General features: G+C 58.7%; 17 protein-coding genes. 6 read left to right on the top strand and 11 right to left on the bottom strand.

All coding sequences use genetic code 11. The features are described from left to right. Positions 1-76: 76 nt before the first annotated feature. From pbp4b to uvrD, 5 genes are all read right to left on the bottom strand, one after another. Positions 77-1,441, bottom strand: coding sequence for a penicillin binding protein PBP4B (gene pbp4b, locus HUW35_RS06785; protein WP_255463535.1), 1,365 nt, complete (start codon positions 1,439-1,441; stop codon positions 77-79). A gap of 212 nt (positions 1,442-1,653) precedes the next feature. Continuing rightward, positions 1,654-2,538 (bottom strand): hypothetical protein, encoded by an 885-nt coding sequence (locus HUW35_RS06780; RefSeq protein WP_181254840.1) that lies wholly within the window; start codon positions 2,536-2,538, stop codon positions 1,654-1,656. A gap of 120 nt (positions 2,539-2,658) precedes the next feature. Next, complete coding sequence (locus tag HUW35_RS06775; RefSeq protein WP_181254839.1) at positions 2,659-3,366, bottom strand: hypothetical protein; 708 nt, start codon at positions 3,364-3,366, stop codon at positions 2,659-2,661. 163 nt (positions 3,367-3,529) lie between these two features. Further along, positions 3,530-4,723: a TRAP transporter substrate-binding protein gene (locus HUW35_RS06770; RefSeq protein WP_181254838.1), complete on the bottom strand. Its 1,194-nt coding sequence runs from the start codon at positions 4,721-4,723 to the stop codon at positions 3,530-3,532. A gap of 67 nt (positions 4,724-4,790) precedes the next feature. Continuing rightward, positions 4,791-7,016 carry a DNA helicase II gene (gene uvrD, locus HUW35_RS06765; protein ID WP_181254837.1) on the bottom strand — a complete coding sequence of 742 codons (2,226 nt, stop codon included), beginning with the start codon at positions 7,014-7,016 and terminating at the stop codon, positions 4,791-4,793. Between the two features lie 455 nt (positions 7,017-7,471). Here uvrD and hexR point away from each other — a divergent pair, with 455 nt between their 5' ends. The 3 genes from hexR (at position 7,472) to HUW35_RS06750 (ending at position 11,534) form a co-directional block, all read left to right on the top strand. Next, on the top strand, positions 7,472-8,326 hold the full coding sequence (gene hexR, locus HUW35_RS06760; protein WP_181254836.1) for a transcriptional regulator HexR: 855 nt from the start codon (positions 7,472-7,474) through the stop codon (positions 8,324-8,326). Positions 8,327-8,338: 12 nt separating this feature from the next. After that, positions 8,339-10,132, top strand: a complete 1,794-nt coding sequence (locus HUW35_RS06755) for a DUF4153 domain-containing protein (RefSeq protein WP_181254835.1) — start codon at positions 8,339-8,341, stop codon at positions 10,130-10,132. Positions 10,133-10,286: 154 nt separating this feature from the next. After that, positions 10,287-11,534, top strand: coding sequence for a multidrug effflux MFS transporter (locus tag HUW35_RS06750; RefSeq protein ID WP_181254834.1), 1,248 nt, complete (start codon positions 10,287-10,289; stop codon positions 11,532-11,534). A gap of 7 nt (positions 11,535-11,541) precedes the next feature. Here HUW35_RS06750 and gstA read toward each other — a convergent pair whose 3' ends face one another. The 6 genes from gstA to HUW35_RS06720 all read right to left on the bottom strand — a co-directional run bounded on the left by gstA (position 11,542) and on the right by HUW35_RS06720 (position 16,536). Next, a complete protein-coding gene (gene gstA, locus HUW35_RS06745) occupies positions 11,542-12,141 on the bottom strand; it encodes a glutathione transferase GstA (protein ID WP_181254833.1) in 600 nt (199 codons plus the stop codon). An 81-nt stretch (positions 12,142-12,222) separates the two neighbouring features. Continuing rightward, positions 12,223-12,834 carry a hypothetical protein gene (locus HUW35_RS06740; RefSeq protein ID WP_181254832.1) on the bottom strand — a complete coding sequence of 204 codons (612 nt, stop codon included), beginning with the start codon at positions 12,832-12,834 and terminating at the stop codon, positions 12,223-12,225. Between the two features lie 201 nt (positions 12,835-13,035). Beyond that, positions 13,036-14,010, bottom strand: coding sequence for a glutathione S-transferase family protein (locus HUW35_RS06735; protein ID WP_181254831.1), 975 nt, complete (start codon positions 14,008-14,010; stop codon positions 13,036-13,038). Positions 14,011-14,023: 13 nt separating this feature from the next. Beyond that, positions 14,024-14,428 carry a DoxX family protein gene (locus HUW35_RS06730; protein WP_181254830.1) on the bottom strand — a complete coding sequence of 135 codons (405 nt, stop codon included), beginning with the start codon at positions 14,426-14,428 and terminating at the stop codon, positions 14,024-14,026. Positions 14,429-14,603: 175 nt separating this feature from the next. Further along, the gene (locus HUW35_RS06725) at positions 14,604-15,590 is read right to left on the bottom strand and encodes a Gfo/Idh/MocA family protein (RefSeq protein ID WP_181254829.1); all 987 of its coding nucleotides are present in this window, start codon (positions 15,588-15,590) and stop codon (positions 14,604-14,606) included. Positions 15,591-15,648: 58 nt separating this feature from the next. Continuing rightward, the gene (locus HUW35_RS06720; protein ID WP_181254828.1) at positions 15,649-16,536 is read right to left on the bottom strand and encodes a LysR family transcriptional regulator; all 888 of its coding nucleotides are present in this window, start codon (positions 16,534-16,536) and stop codon (positions 15,649-15,651) included. Positions 16,537-16,675: 139 nt separating this feature from the next. Here HUW35_RS06720 and HUW35_RS06715 point away from each other — a divergent pair, with 139 nt between their 5' ends. The 3 genes from HUW35_RS06715 to HUW35_RS06705 all read left to right on the top strand — a co-directional run bounded on the left by HUW35_RS06715 (position 16,676) and on the right by HUW35_RS06705 (position 20,869). Next, positions 16,676-17,566, top strand: a complete 891-nt coding sequence (locus HUW35_RS06715; protein WP_181254827.1) for a pirin family protein — start codon at positions 16,676-16,678, stop codon at positions 17,564-17,566. Positions 17,567-17,627: 61 nt separating this feature from the next. Further along, the gene (locus HUW35_RS06710) at positions 17,628-18,926 is read left to right on the top strand and encodes a sodium:proton antiporter (protein ID WP_181254826.1); all 1,299 of its coding nucleotides are present in this window, start codon (positions 17,628-17,630) and stop codon (positions 18,924-18,926) included. Between the two features lie 47 nt (positions 18,927-18,973). After that, positions 18,974-20,869, top strand: a complete 1,896-nt coding sequence (locus tag HUW35_RS06705) for a monovalent cation:proton antiporter-2 (CPA2) family protein (protein WP_181254825.1) — start codon at positions 18,974-18,976, stop codon at positions 20,867-20,869. Positions 20,870-20,888 lie beyond the last annotated feature (19 nt).

Genomic DNA, 20,888 nt, shown 5'->3' with positions numbered 1-20,888 from the left:
CAACCCCCAGTGCTTTGTATTATTTGGGGCCGCAAGGCCCCCTTTTTTTACACGGGCGAAGATGGTCGATTTGACACTACATTATCATCGCCCGATATATCGCCGATACCACCTCTCCGTAACGTCCAACCGCAAAGTAATCCCCGATAAATCTGCCGGTGCCGCGTCCCCGGGTAATTACGGGTGAGTGTTTTTTATTGGTAAGTAGCACAATCCCGAGATCGTAAACCGGATCAATGATGGTGAGCGTACCGGTCCATCCGGTATGACCGTAGGCCTGGTTGCTCGCATGTTCGCCGAACATCCATTGCATGTCTTCATTGCCATTGATGCGCCAACCCAATGCAAAGGTCGGGTCGCGCTCGGAAGGTTGCGTGAATAGCCGAATAGTATCGGCGTCGAACAGTGCAACCTGATCATAGCCGCCGCCATTGAGCATCACCTGCAGAAGTACCGCGAGATCCCCCGAGGTGGAGAACAGACCAGCGTGGCCAGCAACACCCGCCATCGCATAGTAAGCCTTTTCATCGTGAACCTGCCCCTGCAGCGTAGCAGTCCGGATATTGGGAAAGGAGACGGTACCGCCCCGGGTATTACCCTGAAGCTCAGTAGCCGCAAACTTCGAACGATCAAAACCTTTTTGCAATGGATTGAAGCGGGTATGCGTTAATCCCAGAGGCGTATAGATCGAGCCCTCCACATGCTCATCCAGTTTTTGGCCGGTAATCCGCTCAATAATCAGGCCGAGCAACATATAATCTACATCACTGTACACAGTGTCTGTGCGCGGCGGGTAGACCAGTGGAGTCAGTGCAATCTGTTGGTGAGTAAGGTCTTTTGCCTGTGAGTAAAGACTTTTTGCCACCTCCTGATTGTGGTATTGCGGGTCGGGCATAAAGCCAGCGCGGTGGCGCAACACATCTTCTACGGTCAGTTCATCTTTGCCACGGATAGAATCGCTGTCCAGATCGCGGAATTCCGGCAGGTAATCGCGCACTCTCGCCTTTAAATCCAGCCTACCCTCACTGACCAGTTTCTGCAGCGCGAAATTCGTTGCATACATTTTTGTATTAGAGGCCAGGTCAAAGAGCGTATCGGTGGTCATTGGCAGGAAGTCTTCCAGTGGCTCCGCCCCGTCAAATTTCTGGCGATAACCATAACTGGTATTCTTGACGATTTTTCCGTCACGGATAATCAACAAGACCGCCCCCGGGAAACCGGCAGCGATATCTCTGGAAATCAACCCGTCAAGCTCTTTCAGTTTCTCTGCGGAGAATCCGGCACTTTCCGCCGAAATGGCCGGTCGTAATAACGGAAAAGTACTTAATTGTTCGGTATTTGCGGACACCGGCAATGCGGTGTTGAAAAGAAAAAGGCTAAAGATCCAAATTAGGACGTGATTCCCAGGCTTCCTCATACCTTTTCCTTCTGAATGATCCATCGCACTTACTGATAACATCGCGCAGCTCGAATTTTTAGCCTTGTTTGAATGGAGATTTTCCGATATTCCCTATGCTGCCACGGGGCAAACACGATTGAATCAGAGGTGGTCCACTCTATTACCGTCCGAATCATTGTTTATCCGGCTTAAAACGAAAAAAAGGGCCCATCAATACTTTAATGGGCCTCCTCTGACGTTAACTTTGACACTGACTAAATCTGCACTGCAGCCGCGTCGGTCCGAGCCTGCACTTCACACTCACCAGTGCCGCCAGGCACCGATTTAACCCATCCGCGCAAAGAGCGGAAAGTTACTCGATCACACTGTTCCGACAAGATTACGCCGCGCTCGAATTTCTTTTTTCCACCTTGTTGGTAACTCAGGGTTTTCTGCTTGGTCTTATCCACATGCTTGCCTTGTAGCTCTTCTTCCAGAATAGCAAGCGAGATAGAGATCAGCTCACCTGCCACGAAGGGTATTTCCTCCTGCGCAAGCACGCCTTCAACATCCCCAGGAATAGACACCACTTCTATAAGGTTCTGATAAGCTGGCGTCTTTTCGTTGTCATTTGCAATCAAGGTGACCGCATTCTTCAACGTCATAGTGCGCTGGTCCTGGGATAAAAGGAAAACCGGTTTCACCACCACAGACCAGCCGCTCTGGGAAGACTCACTCCACGGGGAGAATTCATAGGTGGAGAATTCGCGACTGTCCAAAGCACCCTGTATCAAGCTTGCCTCGGTCAGAGAATCGATGGTATCGGCGTATGGCAAAAGCACCTTGTTTGCTTCTTCCTGCGCTTTCGCCTTCTGATTATCGTTGGCCGATCCCGCAATAACGGCGTGCGCAAGAACCGATGCGGCAAATACACCCGGGGTATTCGCGACGTACATCATCGAACCGTGATCGGCGTTCACGTCGTCAAGATCTACTTCGCCGTAGAAATCTACTTTTTGATCCGGGGTCATCTTGACCAGCAATATCGATCCCGGAGTCACCTCCGAAGTACGCTTTACATGTTCTACATAATTCTGATTTTTTGAGCTGGCACAGGCAGCCAAAAATATGACCAACACTATAGTTATGAATTTATTCATTTTTACTTTTGTATTTATTGTTTGAAAATGGAAAAGTTAAACCCGCATTCAGTTAAATTTCTGAATAAAAAAAGGTACAGCCAATTACTTGGTTGTACCTTTTTGGAGAGTACTTTGAACTCAGTTCTCTACAGCTTTGCTGTCCAGTGAAGAAATAATAATTTCCTTACCTTCCGCAATCGCCTGGTAATAAGCGTTGGTCAGCGCTGGGAAGGTGGGAGCCTCGTCCCACTCTTCGGTGACGGCCTTGGTGACGACTACCGGCTTGTACCATTTGTAGGTATTGTCGGAGAGGTCAACCAGGAATCCCAGAGCGTTGAAGTAACCCTTGGGGTCGCTGGTGGGAATGTAGCTGGAATAAGGGCGCTGCATACCCACTGCATTGATATCCATTACCAGAAGATGACTGATATTGTAGCGATTCTTGAACGCAGTGAAGTCACGTTTGGCGGTGTTGGGCACCTCGGATTTGAACTTCGGCAGCTTGTTTACAACCAGCGGCTCGGTCACTTCGACAACTTCAACATCTTTGGCTTGCAGCAGTTTTTCCAGGTCAGCCTTCAGGGTTTTTGCGTCGTCGGTAGACAGAGTTTCGGTGTGTTTGCTCAGGGATGAATTGGCCATTTCAGCCGCCGCGAGACACAGCAGGCAGCTGGCACCAGGCAGGTAAACGTCCGGGCTCGGCACTTCCGATACAACCACTCCAATGCGCTTGCTTGGCTGCTCCCAGAACACCGCATCCGGCGTAACTGGCATTTGCGGTGCGCCCGCACAACCGGACAACAGAGCTACCCCAAGGGCCAGAACCCCAAAAAACTTCAACTTCATTATTAGTCCCCAATGGAAATATTTTTAATATTGGCATTTGATCAGCTGAATTCACTGACAAAGACATTATTATCGATATTTAGCGCGCATTAAAGTGGGGAAGCCGTAATATTGTTCGAACGCACCATCCAATATGAAGATATTACTATCGGGGACACTCCGGTCAGTTTTTTTGATTTAACTCAGTTAATATTGACCCGCATTCATTTGTTCTTTCGCCAATATTTCGCGTCTTGTAATACGCCTCTTCACTAATCCGGTGATACGGAATCACCTGGGACTCAAATTCCCGGAAGGCTTTGTAGACGCGATTGAACTGGGGATCTCTCGCGGCGGTCTGTTGCATGATCTGGGAGTTGATTGCCTTCAGATGTGCAATGACATCGTCGGGTAATTTGCGAAGCTCCACACCGTGTTCTTCTACCAGCTCTTTCAGCGCGCGGTTATTGCGCGCGGTATATTCGTCGAGCATATCCTGGTTGGCGTCGCGGGCAGCGGTGCGCACGATGGCCTGCAGATCTGCGGGGAGTTTTTCGAAAGCGGTTTTGTTGACGATGATTTCGAGGATGGAACCCGGCTCATGCCAACCCGGGTAGTAATAGTATTTGGCAATCTGGTGAAAGCCGAAGGCGAGGTCGTTGTAGGGGCCGACCCATTCGGTAGCGTCGATCACGCCGGTCTGTAGCGCAGTATAGAGTTCACCACCGGGAATGGTGACGGCGGTACCACCGGCGCGATTCAGCACTTCGCCGCCGAGGCCGGGGATACGCATCTTGAGACCTTTCAGGTCCTCAACGGAATTGATTTCCTTGTTGAACCAGCCCGCCATCTGCACACCGGTGGAGCCGCCAGCCATGGGGAGCAGATCGAAAGGCGCGTAGAGTTCTTCCCACAATTCCAGGCCACCGCCGTAATGCAGCCAGCCATTCATTTCCTGGGCATTCAAACCGAACGGCACTGCGGTAAAAAACTGCGCGGCGGGCACCTTGCCCTTCCAGTAATAGGCAGCGCCGTGCCCGACCTGGGCGGCACCACTGGATACCGCACCAAATACGCCCATCGCCGGCACCAGCTCGCCGGCCCCGAACACCTTGATCTTCAGGCGGCCATTGGACATGGCTTCGACCTTCCTGGCGAAACGCTCCGGCGCACTGCCGAGGCCAGGAAAATTTTTCGGCCATGTGGTAACGAGCTTCCACTCGAAAATCTGCTGGCCGGCATTTTTCAGGGCTGCACTCTTTATCTCGGTGACCGTCTGCTCCTGATCCGAGCGGGACACCACCAGGGCACCGAAGGTAAGTACCAGCAGCGCGAGCAGCCCCAGGATTACAGGGGGATACCAGTTTATTGTTTTCATATCCGTTTGAATTTTTATTGTTTGTCTTATTTTTGTCGCGGTAACCCGGAACCGTTCCGGGATACCTTCAGAGGGGCTGCAACTTGGCCATGGATACTACCAGCCATTTGCTCCCGGCATCATCGAAGTTTACCTGTACCCGCGCACGCGGACCGCTGCCCTCGAACTGGACCACGGTACCCTCGCCAAACTTGGCGTGGTCGACGCGCCCCCCCAGCGCCAGCGGTGGCAGGTCGTCGTCAAATTCCGGGGCGGCATCGGAGTAGGGGTTAACCCCACCGCCGAACTTTCCATAATTCGGCTGGAACAATGGCTTGGAAACTTCCGTCTTCAGGCGCACCTCGTGAATGTATTCCACGGGAATCTCACTCACAAAGCGCGACGGCTTGTTGTAGGTCTCACTGCCAAACAGACGCCGGCTCTCGGCGTAGGTGATATACAGCTTCTGCATCGCGCGGGTGATACCCACGTAACACAGGCGGCGCTCTTCCTCCATGCGCCCGGGTTCCTGGGCGGACATCTTGTGCGGGAACAGGTTTTCCTCCACCCCGGCCATAAATACCAGCGGGAACTCGAGGCCTTTGGCGGAGTGCAGGGTCATCAGCTGCACCGCGTCAACGAACTCGTCTGCCTGACCTTCGCCAGAATCAAGTGCCGCACCATCGAGAAACTGGTTAATCAGTGGAATCTCTTCCTCGTCCATCGCTTCGCCATCAGGGTCGACGGTAGGCTCACCAGTATACTCTCGACAAGCGCTGACCAGCTCCTGCAGGTTTTCCACCCGGGTCTGACCCTTCTCGCCTTTTTCCTTACTATGAAATTCGATCAGGCCAGATTGCTCCACCACCAGCTCAGCGATATGGTCGAGGGTTTTGTCGGTGCTCTCTTCGTCCAAGGCGTCGATCAGACTGAGAAAATTGGCCAGCGCGTTGCCAGCGCGGGCGGCGAGCACCTTCTGCTGCAACATCTTGGCCGCGGCATCCCACATGGAACTGCCGTGCTCGCGAGCGAACTCGCGCACCAGATCCACGGTGCGCACGCCGATCCCGCGGGTGGGGGTATTCACCACCCGCTCGAAGGAGGTATCGTCGTGACGGTTAGTGATCAGGCGCATGTAAGAAAGCGCATCTTTTACTTCTTTGCGCTGGTAGAAACTTAGTCCACCATAAATACGGTAAGGCAAAACATCGCGCAGAGCGCTTTCTAAAACCCGAGACTGGGCGTTAGAGCGATACAGGATTGCCACGCTGTCATGGCGATTACCGTCGCGCACCCAGTCCTGGATACGCTCGACAATAAAGCGCGCCTCGTCCTGTTCGTTGTAGGCGGAGTAGAGCGAGATAGGTTCGCCCTTGTCACCCTCGGTCCACAACTCCTTGCCGAGACGGCCGGAGTTGTGCGCGATGACCGCGTTGGCGGCGTTGAGGATGGTGCTGGTGGAGCGGTAGTTCTGCTCCAGGCGCACCGTCTGCACACCTTTCAGGTCGGCCTCGAAGTGCTGGATATTCTCGATCTTGGCGCCGCGCCAGCCGTAAATGGACTGGTCGTCGTCGCCCACCGCGGTGATACAGCACTGATCGCCGGCGAGCAGGCGCAGCCAGGCGTATTGAATGGTGTTGGTATCCTGGAACTCGTCCACCAGGATGAACGGGAAGCGGCGGCGATAGTGGGCGAGAATGCTGTCGTTGTTGAGCAACAGCTCGTGTGCGCGCAACAGTAGCTCGCCAAAATCCACCACCCCGGCGCGCTGGCAGGCCTCTTCGTAGGCGCTGTAAATCCGCACCATGGTCTGCAGCCAGGGATCGCCGGTCAGCTGGATATACTGCGGGCGGATGCCCTCATCTTTCTGGGCGCCGATCCACCACTGGGTCTCCCGCGGGGACCACTTCTTGTCGTCCAACCCCAGTTCGTTCTGCACCCGCTTGATCAGACGCAGCTGGTCGTCGCTGTCGAGGATCTGGAAGTTCTGTGGCAGCTTCGCTTCCTGCCAGTGGGCGCGCAGCAGGCGGTGGGCGAGCCCGTGGAAAGTGCCCACCCACATGCCGAAGGTATTTACCCCCAGCAGCTCCTCGATGCGCCCGCGCATCTCGCGTGCGGCCTTGTTGGTGAAGGTCACTGCCATAATGGAGTAGGGCGATGCCCCCTCCACCTGCATCAGCCAGGCGATACGGTGCACCAGCACGCGGGTCTTGCCCGAGCCGGCGCCAGCCAGAACCAGTTGATTGCCCGGCGGCGCCGCGACGGCTTCGCGCTGGGGGTCGTTGAGGGGGTCTAAGAGTTCAGATACGTCCATGGGGGCGGATTGTATCAGGGGTTTTGGGATAACTGGGTATATAAACAGGGTTTTGTGGTGCGCCCGAATAAGGTTCGGTGGCGGGCCTGCTACCGGATATAGCTTTGCGGGACACGCCGTGAACCCATCCCTGGGGGCTCGGCTGCGGCCGTCCTGGCCGCAGACGGTCCCGCAAAGCTATATCCGGTATCAGCCCCTTAGCATTCGAGTCCTGTCTGACTCGCAAAATTTGCCCAAAACTCAGAGACCCGAAGCGAAGGTGGTGGTGCCGGTGGGCCTATGCGGGACCTTCCGCGAGAGGGACCTCGCGGAAGAGCCCCCAGGGATGGGTTCACGGCGTGTCCCGCATAGGCCCACCGGCATCACTACCGCCACCAACGCCAAAACAAGCCAAGGCTCGCCAGCACCCCGCCATGCCGCTAAACTGCACAGCTTGAACCATAGAAGGTAGTGTCGTGAAGCCAGCGGAAGTCACGCAGCGGATCAGCGAACAGCTGAGCGCCATGCGGAAATCGGAGCGCAAGGTCGCCGAATACATCCTCGCCAATCCCGGCGAAATCATTCATATGCGGATAGTGGATCTCGCCACCGAAGCCCAGGTGAGTGAGCCCACCGTGGTGCGCTTCTGCCGCGCCGTCGGCTGTTCCGGCTTCCAGGAATTCAAGCTCAACCTGGCACAGCAACTGGCCTCCAGCCCCAGCTTCGGCCAGATCGCCGTTACCGAAACCGACACCATCGCCGAATACAAGCGCAAGGTCTTCGACTCCACCGTCGACACCCTGTTGAACGTGCGCGACAAGATCGACGGGCGCGCCCTGGAAGCGGCCGTGTCCGCCATCGCCGCCTCCAAGCGGGTGGAGTTCTTCGGCTTTGGCGCCTCCGGTGCGGTCGCTGCCGACGCCCAGCACAAATTTTTCCGCCTGCAGATGGCCACCGCCGCCCACTCCGACCACCACATGCAGAGCATGTCCGCCATGAGCATGCAGCCCGGCGATGTGGTGGTCGCTATCTCCCAGAGCGGTCGCACCTCCTCCCTGCTGCGTTCCATGGAAATGGCCAAACAGCAGGGCGCCACCGTTATCGGCCTCGGCCCCAGCGGCTCCCCCATGACCCGCCAGGCCAGTATCCCCCTGGAAGTGGATGTGGAAGAGGATATCGAGCTGTACACCCCGCTTTCCTCCCGCATCGCCCACCTGGTAGTGATCGACGTACTTGCCATCGGCGTCGCCCAGCGCAAGGGCCCCCAGCTGCAGGAACACCTGCTCAAGCTGAAAAAGGGCCTGTATAACTTGCGTGAGGAAAAGCACTGACCGGGACGCGAAATGCAGGGAAGCAGCAGCGAAGTGACAGAAAACGAGCGGAATGATTCCGATCTTGGCTTCAGCGAAAAGCGCCTGATCCTGATTGCCGCACTGCTGCAGGGGCTGGTGCTCTACGCACTGAAATCCTCGGCTGCGGTCGAAGCCTGGTCACCGGTGTGGCAATTCCTGTGTTACACCATCACCCTCGCCATCCCGCCACTGGTCATCATCAGCATTGCCCCGCGCCTGACCCACAGCTACTGGTGGATTATCGGCGGATACGCACTCCTGCTGGCACTGCTCGGGCTGTACCAGGGTTACCAGTGCACACCTGCAGACCAGATCCGCTGCGACTGGCCGGTGGAATTCTCCATCACCATGGCGATCGCCACGTTTATCCTCGCGTTTATGCTGCGCGCCAGCGCCACCGGCGTACAGCGCCTGAAGAAGCCCGAATACAGCGGTCTTTTCCACTACTCCTGGGACAACGCACTGACCGCAGCACTGACCCTGGTCTTCGCCGGTATCTTCTGGCTGATCCTGCAGCTGTGGCAGGCACTGTTCAAACTGGTCGGCGTAGACTTCTTCCACGACCTGTTCCGCGAAGAGTGGTTTATCTTTCCGGTGACCTGGTTGGTGGCGGGCTGCGGCGCCATCCTGTTCCGCTCCCAGCAGAGTTTCGTGCTCACCCTGAAGCGCCTGCTGCGCACCATGCTGCTGGCACTGCTGCCGCTGCTGGCGGTACTCACCATTGTGTTTCTCGCCACCCTGCCGTTTACCGGCCTGCAGCCGATCTGGGATACCGGCCACGGCAGTGCCCTGCTGCTGTGGCTGGTGGCGTTACTGCTGTTCTTTACCAACGGCGTGATCCAGGACGAGTTCCCGTTCTCCCGCTATCCCACGTGGATCAACCGGGTATTGCTGCTCGCCCTCGCAATAGCGCCGTTTTACGCGGCGTTCGGGCTCTACGGGGTGTACCTGCGGGTGGACCAGTACGGCTGGACCCCGGAGCGGCTGTGGGGATGTGTGGTGGCGCTGACCCTGTCGCTGCTGGCGCTCAGCTACAGCATTTCGATCCTGCGCCGCGGCGCCCACTGGGCCGACGGCTTGCGGCGGATCAATACCGGGCTGGCTCTTTGGGTGCTGGCAGTGTGTGTTGTCACCCAGTCGCCGCTGCTGAACTTCGCGCGCATCAGCGCCGACAGCCAGGTGGAACGACTGCGCGACGGACGCGTGGCGCTGGCGGATTTCGACTTCTTTTTCCTGCGCCAGAAACTGGGGCGGGCGGGGCTCGATGCCCTCGAAGAGCTCCGGGAGATGCCGCAGATCCAGCAGGATAAAGAGCTGGCCGACCATCTGGATGCGCTGCTGGTGCCGGGGCGCCCGGACTGGGCGCTGCGGGAAAATCCGCTGCAGGCGACAGCGCGCGCGCAACGCCTGCGCGAAATCCCGATTTTCCCCGAAGGTGCTGAACTGCCGCCGCACAGCGCCGCGCTGCAGGTTGAAGGCAAGGACTGCGAGCGGCAAGAGCGCGCCTGCCTGTGGCTGGCGCAGGACCTGGACGGCGACGGCACCCTGGAGTACCTGCTGTTCGTCCACAGCGCCAGCGGCAACAAGGATCGGCACTGGCTGCAAGTAATAGCCTATGCCGCCGGTGACAGCGGCTGGCAGGTAGTCGGCAACAACAGCCGCGAGACCGAAGAGCCCTTCGACGCGCTGAAACAGCGACTCGCCACCGGCCAGATCAGTCTGCGCCCATCGCGCTGGCAGGGTCTTTATCTCAACGACGAGCTACTGTTCGATCCCACCCAGTAATCATTTGAGCGAAATCTGGCCGCCGGTGATGGAAACCGCGGACTGCCCCCGTTAACATGCCGGCGCACGGCACTGGCTGCCCAGACAGCCCTGTGCCGACCTCTCTGCAAACTTATCCGCTGCCGTACCCGAATTACCCCTTATACGAGTTGTTATGCCGCCGAATTTCTTCGACGCCGATGGCAAGCCGCCACGCTGGCTCGCCCCCTGTCTCGCCGCACTGGTGGCGCTGACCCCCTTTGCCATCGATACCTATCTACCGGCAATCCCCGCCATGGCCGTGGCGCTGGGCGTGGAAGTGGCGCAGGTGCAGCATTCGGTGTCCAGTTATCTGCTGGGGTTTGCGGTGGGGCAGATCTTCGGTGGGCCGCTGTCGGATCGCTGGGGGCGGATTCTGGTGGGTACCATCGGCCTCAGCATCTTTATCGTCAGTTCCATGCTGATTCTGTTTACCAATAATGTGGAAGCCCTGGTGGCCCTGCGCTTCTGCCAGGCGGTGGGTGGTGGTTTTGCCACGGTGATCTGCGGCGCCATCGTGCGCGACCTGTACCACGGGCGCGAGGCCGCGCGGATCATGTCGATGATCGCCACCATGATGCTGATTGCCCCCATGGTGGCACCGGTGATCGGCGCCACCCTGCTGACCTTCGGCGACTGGCACGCGATCTTCATCTTCCTGGTGGTGTACGGCCTGCTGATGATGGTGCTGGTGCGCGGAATTCTGCCGGAGACGGTTTCCCGCTTCCGCCGCGCCAAGCGCCAGCGCCAGTCCCGGCGCAGTATGCTGCAGGGTTACGCACAGATTTTCCGCTGCCGGCGCGCCCTGGGCTTCCTGTTCGGGCAGGCGTTTGTGAGTGGCTGCATGTTTATCTACATCACCACCGCACCCTTTGTGTTTATGGAGCATTTCGGCGTCAGTTCGCAGAACTTCCCCATACTGTTCGGCAGTTGCGTGCTGGGGCTGGTGATTCTGGTGCAGCTGAACATCCGCCTGCTGAAAGTGTTCGAGCCGCGGCAGATTCTGCTCGTGGGGATTAGCCTGCAGGCGGTGTCCTGTTTACTGCTGCTGGCCAGCACCCTGTATTTCGGGGGTGAACAGCCACTGCTGGCGTGGATGATTCCACTGGTGATGGCGATGGGTGCGATCGGTATCATCACGCCCAATTCCGCCGCCTGTTATCTGGAGTTTTTCCCCAATATCAGCGGCACCGCGAATGCGCTCTACGGCGCATCCCTGTTTATTTTTGGCGGGGTCCTGGGCGGCGCGGTGAACGCGGTCCATACCGGCACGCTGGTGCCGATCGCGGTGGGAATGCTGTGCTGTTCGGCGGCCGCACTGTGCCTGGTACTGTTTGTGGCCAGGGCGCGGCAGCCGATCGGGATTGAAGAGCGGGTGAAGTAGGAAAAGGTCAGATTAGCCCTTCCGCCTTCATCGCTTTCTGCACACCGTCGCGCTGGGACATGCGCTCGGCGAAGGCCTTGAGTTTCGGCCAGCTATCGGTGTCCACACCGACCTTGTCACACCAGTTGTACACGGTAAACAGGTAGGCGTCGGCAATACAGAAGTTGTCCCCCAGCAGGTAGTCACCACCGAGGCGGTCCTCCACAAACTGGAAGGCCTTGCCGACCTTTTCCTTCGCCGCCGACTTCTCGTCATCGCTGCCGTCCCAGAACAGGGGCACAAAGGACTTGTGTACCTCGGTGGAAATGTAATTCAGCCATTCCAACACCCGGTAGTGATCCAGCGAGCCGTACTCCGGCGCCAGCTTCTTCTCCGGCTTCTGCTCCGCCAGGAACTGCACAATCGCCGGCCCCTCGGTGAGCACTTCGCCACCTTCCAGCTGCAGCGCCGGCACATAGCCTTTCGGGTTGACCTGCGTGTAGTCGCCGCCGGTCTCGGTTTCCTTGGCTTTCAGGTCGACCTTGCACAGCTCCAGGTCGATACCCGCCTCGCAGGCGACAATATGTGGAGACAGGGAACAGGCACCGGGGGCGTAAAACAGTTTCATCGGGAACTCCGGGTTCGGAAGGTTGCCTCGAGTATAGCCGCGACGGAAGCGAATCAGCGGGCAACCTTCACTCCAGATCGATCACCGCAGAAAGCGTGAGGAATAGAGCGAACGCAGCTTGTAAAGGAGGCCCTTTTTCTTGCGGGCGTACTTGTTACCGCTTTTCACGGTGCGCAGTGCGCCCAGGATTTTATCCCGATCACCTTGCACACCGGCGGCATCCATAAACTTGAAGAAATCCTCTTCCAGGGACTCCATGCGCACGGTTACCCAGTTCTGGCGACGGCTCAGAAAGAAGGTGACATTGTCATGCACCGTGTCCACAAGCAGTCGACAGGCATCCAGCGCGCTCTCCATATCCGGTTTCTTGCGACACATCAAAATGCCGTGGTAGAAGTGCCGCGCCACGCAGATGGCCCCCTGCCAGCGGTCGCGATAGCTGCGCGCTATCTTCTCGTGATCGCGGGTCAGGTGGACGTAGAAGGTATTCTCATCGTCATACATTTGATCCAGGGTGCCCAGAAACCACACCAGCCGGTTATCTGATTCAATATGGTTGTCCGGATATTCCAGGCGTCCGTTGATCATGCCCGCATGAATCTCATGACCGGAGGTCATGCCCTCGATGTGGGTACAGGCCTCGGCGAAAGTCGTTGACCCGGAACGCCCCGTCGTTAATACAAAAATCCGCATATTGATCTCTTACAGCAATGAAGTTCCCCGGTGGCCCCACCCGAGCTCCCTGAAACCGGGCATTCGGACGTGAGTACTCACTCTCGGGCAAAAAAATCTGCCAGATAATACGCTGACCGCACCGCGCTTATCTACCGACGCGGTCGCGGTTGATGGCTTAACGCCACCTGCGGAAAATGTTCCAGGTCGGTTACGGCCTGATCAGGCACCGCGGCCGTGGGGCGCCGAGTAATCCAGCTCCGGTCCCGCCGGCACGATACCGGTGGGATTGATGTTGCGGTGGCTGGCGTAGTAGTGGGTTTTGATATGGTGGAAATCCACCGTATCGGCCACCGCCGGCCACTGGTACAGCTCGCGCACATAGCCCCACAGGTTGGGGTAGTCCGCCAGCCGCTGCTTGTTGCACTTGAAGTGGCCGTGATACACCGCGTCAAACCGGATCAGGGTGGTGAACAGTCGCCAGTCCGCCTCGGTGATCCGCGCACCGGTCAGGTAGCGATTGTCCGCAAGTCGCTGCTCCAGCTGTTCCAGCGCTGTAAACAGCTGGTGATACGCGGCCTCATACGCTTCTTTGCTGGTGGCAAAGCCCGCGCGGTACACGCCGTTGTTGATGTTTTGATACACCAGGTCGTTGGTGGCATCGATATCCCCGCGCAGGTCTTCGGGGTAGAAGTCCTGCGTATCCCCGGTCAGCTGGTTGAACGCGGTGTTGAACATACGAATGATTTCCGCCGATTCATTGCTGACGATGCGTTCCTGATCCTTGTCCCACAGCACCGGCACCGTAACCCGGCCGGAATAGTCCTTGCGGTTGCGGGTGTAGATCTGGTGCATGAATTCGCTGCCATACAGTGCGTCGCCGGTGCTGCCCTCATCCTGATCGAAGGTCCAGCCATTCTCCATCATGTAGGGACTGACCACCGACACACTGATGTAGTCCTGCAGCTGTTTCAATTGCCGGAAAATCAGCGTGCGGTGTGCCCAGGGGCAGGCGAGGGACACATACAGGTGGTAGCGGCCTTTCTCGGCGGGAAATCCGCCCTCGCCACTGGGTCCGGCGCTGCCGTCCTCAGTGACCCAGTTGCGCAGCTGGGCCGCCTCACGCTCAAAGGCGCCACCGTGCTTTTCGGTGTCGTACCATTGGTCTTTCCACTCTCCGTTGACCAGCAGTCCCATTTACTTGCTCCTGTCAGCTGCTTTTGACCCGCGCCATGGCGTGATCAAAACTGAATTTACCGGCACCGGCGCAGGCGAGTATCAGGAAACCGCCAGCGATGGTGACATTTTTCATAAACATGATCTGCTGCATCTGATCCCCGGGAACGTTGTGAAACATCCACGCGCTGATCAGGCAGAAGGCGGCAAACGCCAGCGCGATCCAGCGGGTAAAAAAACCGAACAGGATCGCGAGACCGCCACCCAGCTCCAGCAGAATCACCAGTGGCAACAGCAACCCGGGCACACCGGCCGAGGCCATATACTCCTGGGTACCGGCATAGGCGCCGATCTTGCTGTAACCGGCAACGATAAACATCACCGACATCAGAATACGCGCCACCAGCTTGGTGAAGTCACACATAACACCGTTACTCATACTCGAGCCCTCTAATGGACTAACAGAGAGCTAAGTGTATGGAGTGACAACGCTGTTCAGTGTAATTCGAGTTTTCGAAACAAAAATTGCAGATTTTCGACGGAAAACGTCGATTTTTTAGGAGGGAAGCGCCCATTAACGGCAAAAGAGCGCCTTAAACAGGCGCTGCGGGGACTCAACCGGGCCCCGCCAGAATCTGGTCCATTATCCGTGACGCCTTGCCGCCCTCGGCGCCGGATACCGGGTGCTGGCCGTTGCCCGTCAGGTGTTTGACCATGTTCTCGATGTGGAAGTACTGAATATTTTCCGGGTGCGGAATTTCCACGGTTTCAGATCTGTCACTGCCTTCCAGCACCAGCGGTCTATCCGCAAACACCGAAAAACGGATGCAGCCGCGGCTGCCGTAGATCACTACCTCGTCACCGTATTCACTGGCGCCGAAATTCCAGAAGCCGGCACCGGTGGCGCCGCTGTCAAATACCCAGCAGGCGGAAACCGCATCTTCGGCGTCGTACAGGGCCTGCTGATTGACGGCGATCCCCCTGGCATCGCGGATATCACCGGCGAGATGAATAAACAGATCCAGGCCGTGACAGGCCAGATCGACAAAATGACCGCCGCCAGAAACCGCCGGATCGGTGCGCCAGTCGTATTCTGGCGACAGGTCCGCGGCGGAGGGCGGGCGAAAGTAACTCCAGTTGATGTGGCGAATGGCACCGATCTCGCCGCTATCGATCCACGCTTTCACCTGATTGAAGCGGGGCAGGGAACGACGGTAATAGGCGACAAACAGCTGCGCCTCCTTGCCCGCGAACGCCGCGGCAATTTCCTCGCACTCGGCAAAATTGAGCGCCATCGGCTTTTCCAGACAGCAGTGTTTGTTAGCACTCGCTATCTTGAGGGCGTACTCCCGATGGCTGCCCGGCGGCGTGGCCACATAGATGGCGTCGATCTCGGGGTCGTGAATCAGGTCGTCGGCACTCACATGGGTCCGGGGGACACCGTGGCGCTCGGCGTAGTCCAGCAGCTTTTCCCGATCCCGACGCATCACCGCCAGCAACCGGGAGCCGGCCACCTTGTTGAATGCGGGGCCACTTTTTACTTCGGTGACATCGCCACAGCCGATGATCCCCCAGTTGATTTCGGTGTCCAGCGGATCCATTGCATACATCCTGTTTTAATTTCGTGTTGGTTTAGCCTGGGGAAAATACCTGCGGCGATCAATCCAGCGGGGACAACCCCTCGCGCAGCGCCCGCAACAGCAGACAGGCCGCCGGTCCGGCGCGATCCTGATCCGCATACACCAGATACACACTCACATCCCGCTCCCAGGGCTCCTCGGTGCGCAGGGGCAACAGGCGATCCGCCGACAGGGAATCGCGGATCCGGGTCTGCGGCAGCCAGGCGAAACCGAGGCCGCGCTCGATCAATTCGATGGAGGTGTGCACGTTGGTGACGGTAATGCGCTGGTCCGATCCCAGCCAGCCGGCATCCTGGCGGTTCTTGAGCGCCGAGTCGCGCATCACGATCTGGCGGCTCGCCTTGAGGTCCTCACGATTAACCGGACGTCCCAGCTGGTGCAGGGGGTGGTCCGGGTGAGCGACCGGCACGAACTTGACCCGGGAAATGGGCTCGCCGACAAACCCCTGAGGTACCCGCGCGGTGATAATGAAGTCCACTTCCTGCTGGAGCAGCAGTTCCTCGGCACCGGACAGCACCGTCTCGCGGAGTTCCAGGCGGGTATGGGGATATTCTGCGGTAAAACGCTCCACCGCATTGAGCAGTGCCTCGTAGTCAAACAGCACATCCACCGCCAGCCGTAGCTGTGCTTCGGTGCCGGCGGCGAGACTCGCGGCCACGGATTCCAGTGCCTCCGCCTCGTCCAGCAGGCCCGCGGCGCGGTTCAGCATGACGCGACCGGCATCAGTGAGCTCCGCCTTGCGACCGCGCACCTCCAGCAGCGCCACGCCGAGGCTCTCCTGTAATTTGTGTACCGCGTGATTGATCGAGGATTGGCTCTTGTGCACTGCCTCCGCGGCCTGGGAGAAGCCGCCGTGCTCCACTACCGCCTGAAACATGCGCCACTGCTCGAGGGTTACCTTGGCCATGGACTGTCCTTTGTCTGATTCCGTTGGGCGAACTGTTTTAACTGAAGATCTGTCGAGCTGTTCGAATATTAGCTGCGATTATTTGCCATTTTCTGGCGATTTAATCGGCCTATACTGCCGCAAACAGAGGAGCAGAACCATGCAGGAATTCACACACAACAAAGCATCAGGCGCCAGTGTGCGCCCAGCAGCCCGTGTAGTGGCGGGGCATCCGTCGGCGGATGGCGCCGGCGTGAAGATCCATCGCGTCGCTGGCTTCCAGTCTCAGGAGTTCAGCCCGTTCCTGATGATCGATGAAATCCGCTCGGAAAATCCCGACGACTATATCGCTGGCTTCCCGCCACACCCTCACCGGGGGATCGAAACTCTCACTTATATGTTGAGTGGCGAATTCGAGCACCAGGATCACCTGGGCAACCGCGGCGCCATTGCCCAGGGCGGCGCCCAGTGGATGCGCGCCGGCCGCGGCATCATCCATTCGGAAATGCCCTCACAGGGCGAGGGTGGAATGCACGGCTTCCAGCTGTGGATCAACATGGCGGCAAAGGACAAGATGAACAAACCCGGCTGGCGGGATATACAACCAGGCCAGGTGCGGGAGCTGTCCCTGGATGAGCGGGGATCGCTGGCGCGCCTGATTGCCGGCCAGTGGCAGGTGAACGGCGAACCCCAGTGCGGTCCCCTGCAGGAAGCCGCTGCCGAGGCGGCGGTGGCGGATGTGCGCCTGGCGGCGGGTGCAGATGTCTCCCTTTCCCTGCCGGCGGAACACTCGGTGCTGGTATATATCTACCGCGGTTCCCTGGCCACCGAGCGCGGCACGGTGCAGCGCGGCAATCTGGTGTTGTTTGGTGCCGGTGAATCGCTACAATTGCGCGCGCCGGAGGATGCAGCCGAAGGCACCGGCCTGCTGGTGCTGCATGGACGACCGCTCAATGAGCCGGTGGTGCACTACGGCCCGTTCGTGATGAATACCCGCGAACAAATAGAACAGACCCTGCGCGACTACAATAACGGCACGCTCACGGATTGACCCCGGGCGCGCCGGCCGGCCCCCGGCGCGCCAACCTTCCAATCGAGGTACCCCCCAGGGCATGGACGTCTATTACATCTTCTGCTTTCTCGCCGCCGTGTCCGTGTTCCTCGGATTTCTCAACCAGTATGTGCTGCGCACCCAGACCACCATCGCGATTACCGCCGGCTCGCTGGCACTGTCGCTGATTGTCACCGGCCTCGGCAAGCTGGAAATCGTGGAGCTGCGCGACTGGGTGGCGCAGCTGCTGCCGCTGATGAACCTGGAAGATCTGTTGCTCAAGGGCATGCTCGGCTTTCTGCTATTTGCCGGCAGCCTGCATATCGACCTGTTGATGCTGCGCAACCAGAAGCTGGAAATCACTGTACTCGCGATTTTCGGCACGCTGATTTCCACTTTTGTGGTGGGCTACCTGCTCTACTGGCTGTTTGGCGCCATTGGTATGCCGGTAGACCTTGTCTACTGCCTGCTATTCGGTGCGCTGATTTCTCCCACCGACCCCATTGCGGTGCTCGCGATCATCAAGAGCATGAAGGCGCCGGAGCAGATATCGATCCAGGTGGAAGGGGAGTCGCTGTTCAACGACGGCTTCGGCATGGTGGTCTTTGCGGTGATCTACGCGCTGGCATTCGAGGGCACAGACCCGACCCTGCCGGCCATCAGCCACCTGTTTTTGGTGGAAGCGCTGGGGGGGATCGCCCTCGGCCTCGCCATTGGCGGCTTGTTCCACTGGCTGATCTGCTCCACCAACGACCACAGCCTGGAACTGTTGCTGACCCTGGTGATCCCCACCGCCGGGTTTGCCACCGCCAATATTCTCGGCGTATCCGGTGCCCTGGCGATGGTGGTGGCCGGCATCATCATCGGCAACTTTACCCGCGAACGCGGATTTTCCCGGGTGAGCCAGCACGAGCTGGACAACTTCTGGACCATCACCGAAGAGTTCATGAACGGGATCCTGTTCCTGCTGGTGGGGCTGTTCCTGATTACCATCGACTTCAGGCCCATTGACTACGCGCTGATTGTTGCCGCCATCATCATCGTGCTGGTGGGGCGTATCGCTGCGGTCAGTGTGCCGTTCATGTTCCTCAAACGGCGTCGCAAGTACCATCCGTACACCGGGCGCATACTGGTCTGGGGAGGGCTGCGGGGCGGCCTGGCACTGGCCCTGGCGATGTCGATTCCCGCCGGTTACATCGTGGGTGGCAATCACGACCTGCGACACCTGTGGGTGGTAATGACCTACGGCGTGGTAGTCTTCTCCATTGTGGTCCAGGGTTCGACCATTGCGCCGCTGATTCACCGCAGCCGCGCCGCCAGCTGCCCCGAAGTCGACGGCCCCAGCCCGCAACCAGACTGAGCTTGCCGGACTCCCGGCATACCTTCTAACTCCAACAAGAACAGGCCATGCCGCACGACAACTACCTACTTCAGACCGTCATCTTCCTTGCCGCCGCCGTCTTTTCTGTGCCGCTCGCCAAACGCCTCGGCTTCGGCTCGGTGCTGGGCTACCTGGTGGCGGGGGTACTGATCGGCCCCCACGCCTTCGGCCTGGTTGGCGACACCAGCGATGAACTGCACTTTGCAGAATTTGGTGTGGCACTGATGCTGTTCCTGATTGGCCTGGAATTACGGCCGCGCAAGCTGTGGGCCCTGCGTGGTTCCATCTTCGGCACCGGCGGCGCGCAGGTACTACTCACCGCTTCGGCAATCTCCCTGATCGCTGTCTACCTGTTCGGCCAGAGTACCAATGCGGCCATTGCCATCGGCCTTATCCTCGCGCTGTCCTCCACGGCCATCGTGCTGCAATCCCTGTCGGAAAAGGATCTGCTCAAAACCGAGGGCGGTCGCAATGCCTTCAGTGTGCTGCTGTTCCAGGATATCGCCGTGATCCCGATCCTCGCGCTGCTGCCGCTGCTGGCGACGGTGGAGATTTCCCAGGATCCCGATGACCTGCAGGGCTGGACTTACGCCCTGGCGGTACTCGGGGCGATCGCCGCGCTGGTACTGGCCGGACGTTACCTGCTCACGCCGCTGTTGCGCCTGGTGGTGGGCGCCCGCACCCGGGAACTGTTTACCGCCTGTTCCCTGCTGATTGTGCTGAGCGCCGCAGCCATCATGAGCTGGCTGGAACTGTCACCGGCACTGGGCACGTTTATCGCCGGCGTGGTGCTGGCCGACAGCGAATTTCGCCACGAACTCGAGGCGGATATCCAGCCGTTCAAGGGGCTGCTGCTCGGGCTGTTCTTTCTCGCGGTGGGTGCCAACCTGGACCTGGCGCTGGTACTGCAAAAACCGCTGCTATTGCTCGGGCTGCTGATCCTGCTGGTGGCGGTAAAGTTCGCCATCCTGTTCGCACTGGCACGGGTGCGGGGGATGGCCAGGGGAGAAGACTGGCTGTTCGCACTGTCACTCGCCCAGGCGGGGGAATTCGGTTTTGTATTGCTGGCCTACGCCAGCCAGAACAAGGTGTTGCCGGACGACGTCAGTAGTGTACTCATTGCTCTGATCGCCCTGTCCATGGCGGTCACTCCACTGCTACTGCTCGCCTATGAACTGCTGATCCAGCCGCGCTTTTTCGCCGGGCCGCGACAGCCGGACCTGCCGGATTCCGATCCCCACGACGACGGTTCTCCGGTGATCATTATCGGCTACGGCCGCTACGGGCAGATCGCCGGGCGCCTGCTCAATGCCAGCGGGTTCGATACCACCCTGCTGGAACACAACGCCGAGCAACTTGAGCTGGTGCGCCGCTACGGCATCAAGGCCTACTACGGCGATGCCTCCCGTGAAGACCTGTTGCACGCGGCCGGTGCCGAGAATGCAAAAATCGTTGTCCTTACCCTGAGTGACCAGGCCGCGTCCCTGGAGATCGTCAGCCGTATCCAGAAGCACTTTCCGCACCTGACCATTCTCGCCAGGGCGCGCAACCGCATGCACCAGTATGCGTTGATGGAGGCGGGGGTGAAGTACATCTATCGGGAAACCGTAGACAGTGCACTGGAGATCGGTGCCGGCGCGCTGGAGCTGCTGGGGCTCTCCAGGCATCAGGCCCAGCGCGCCGCGCGCAAGTTCAAACAACACGACCAGCGCATGCTGGAATCCCTGTTCCCCTACTGGCGCAACGAATCCCAGCACATCGCGCAGACCAGAATCTACCGCGAACAGTTGCTGCAGGCACTGCAGGAAGATCGCCGGGATCCGGATCTACATCTGGATCATCACTGGGCGGATAGAAACAAAGAAGGGAAGCGGGAAAAAGATAGCAAGACGTCCGAATCGAAAGCCAGACCGGGGCTCTAGCCCCGGTCTGGTGGCGGGC

Source organism: Microbulbifer sp. YPW1 (genome assembly GCF_013367775.1).
Taxonomy (GTDB): Bacteria; Pseudomonadota; Gammaproteobacteria; order Pseudomonadales; family Cellvibrionaceae; genus Microbulbifer.
This window is presented reverse-complemented; position numbering and strand designations above follow the sequence as displayed.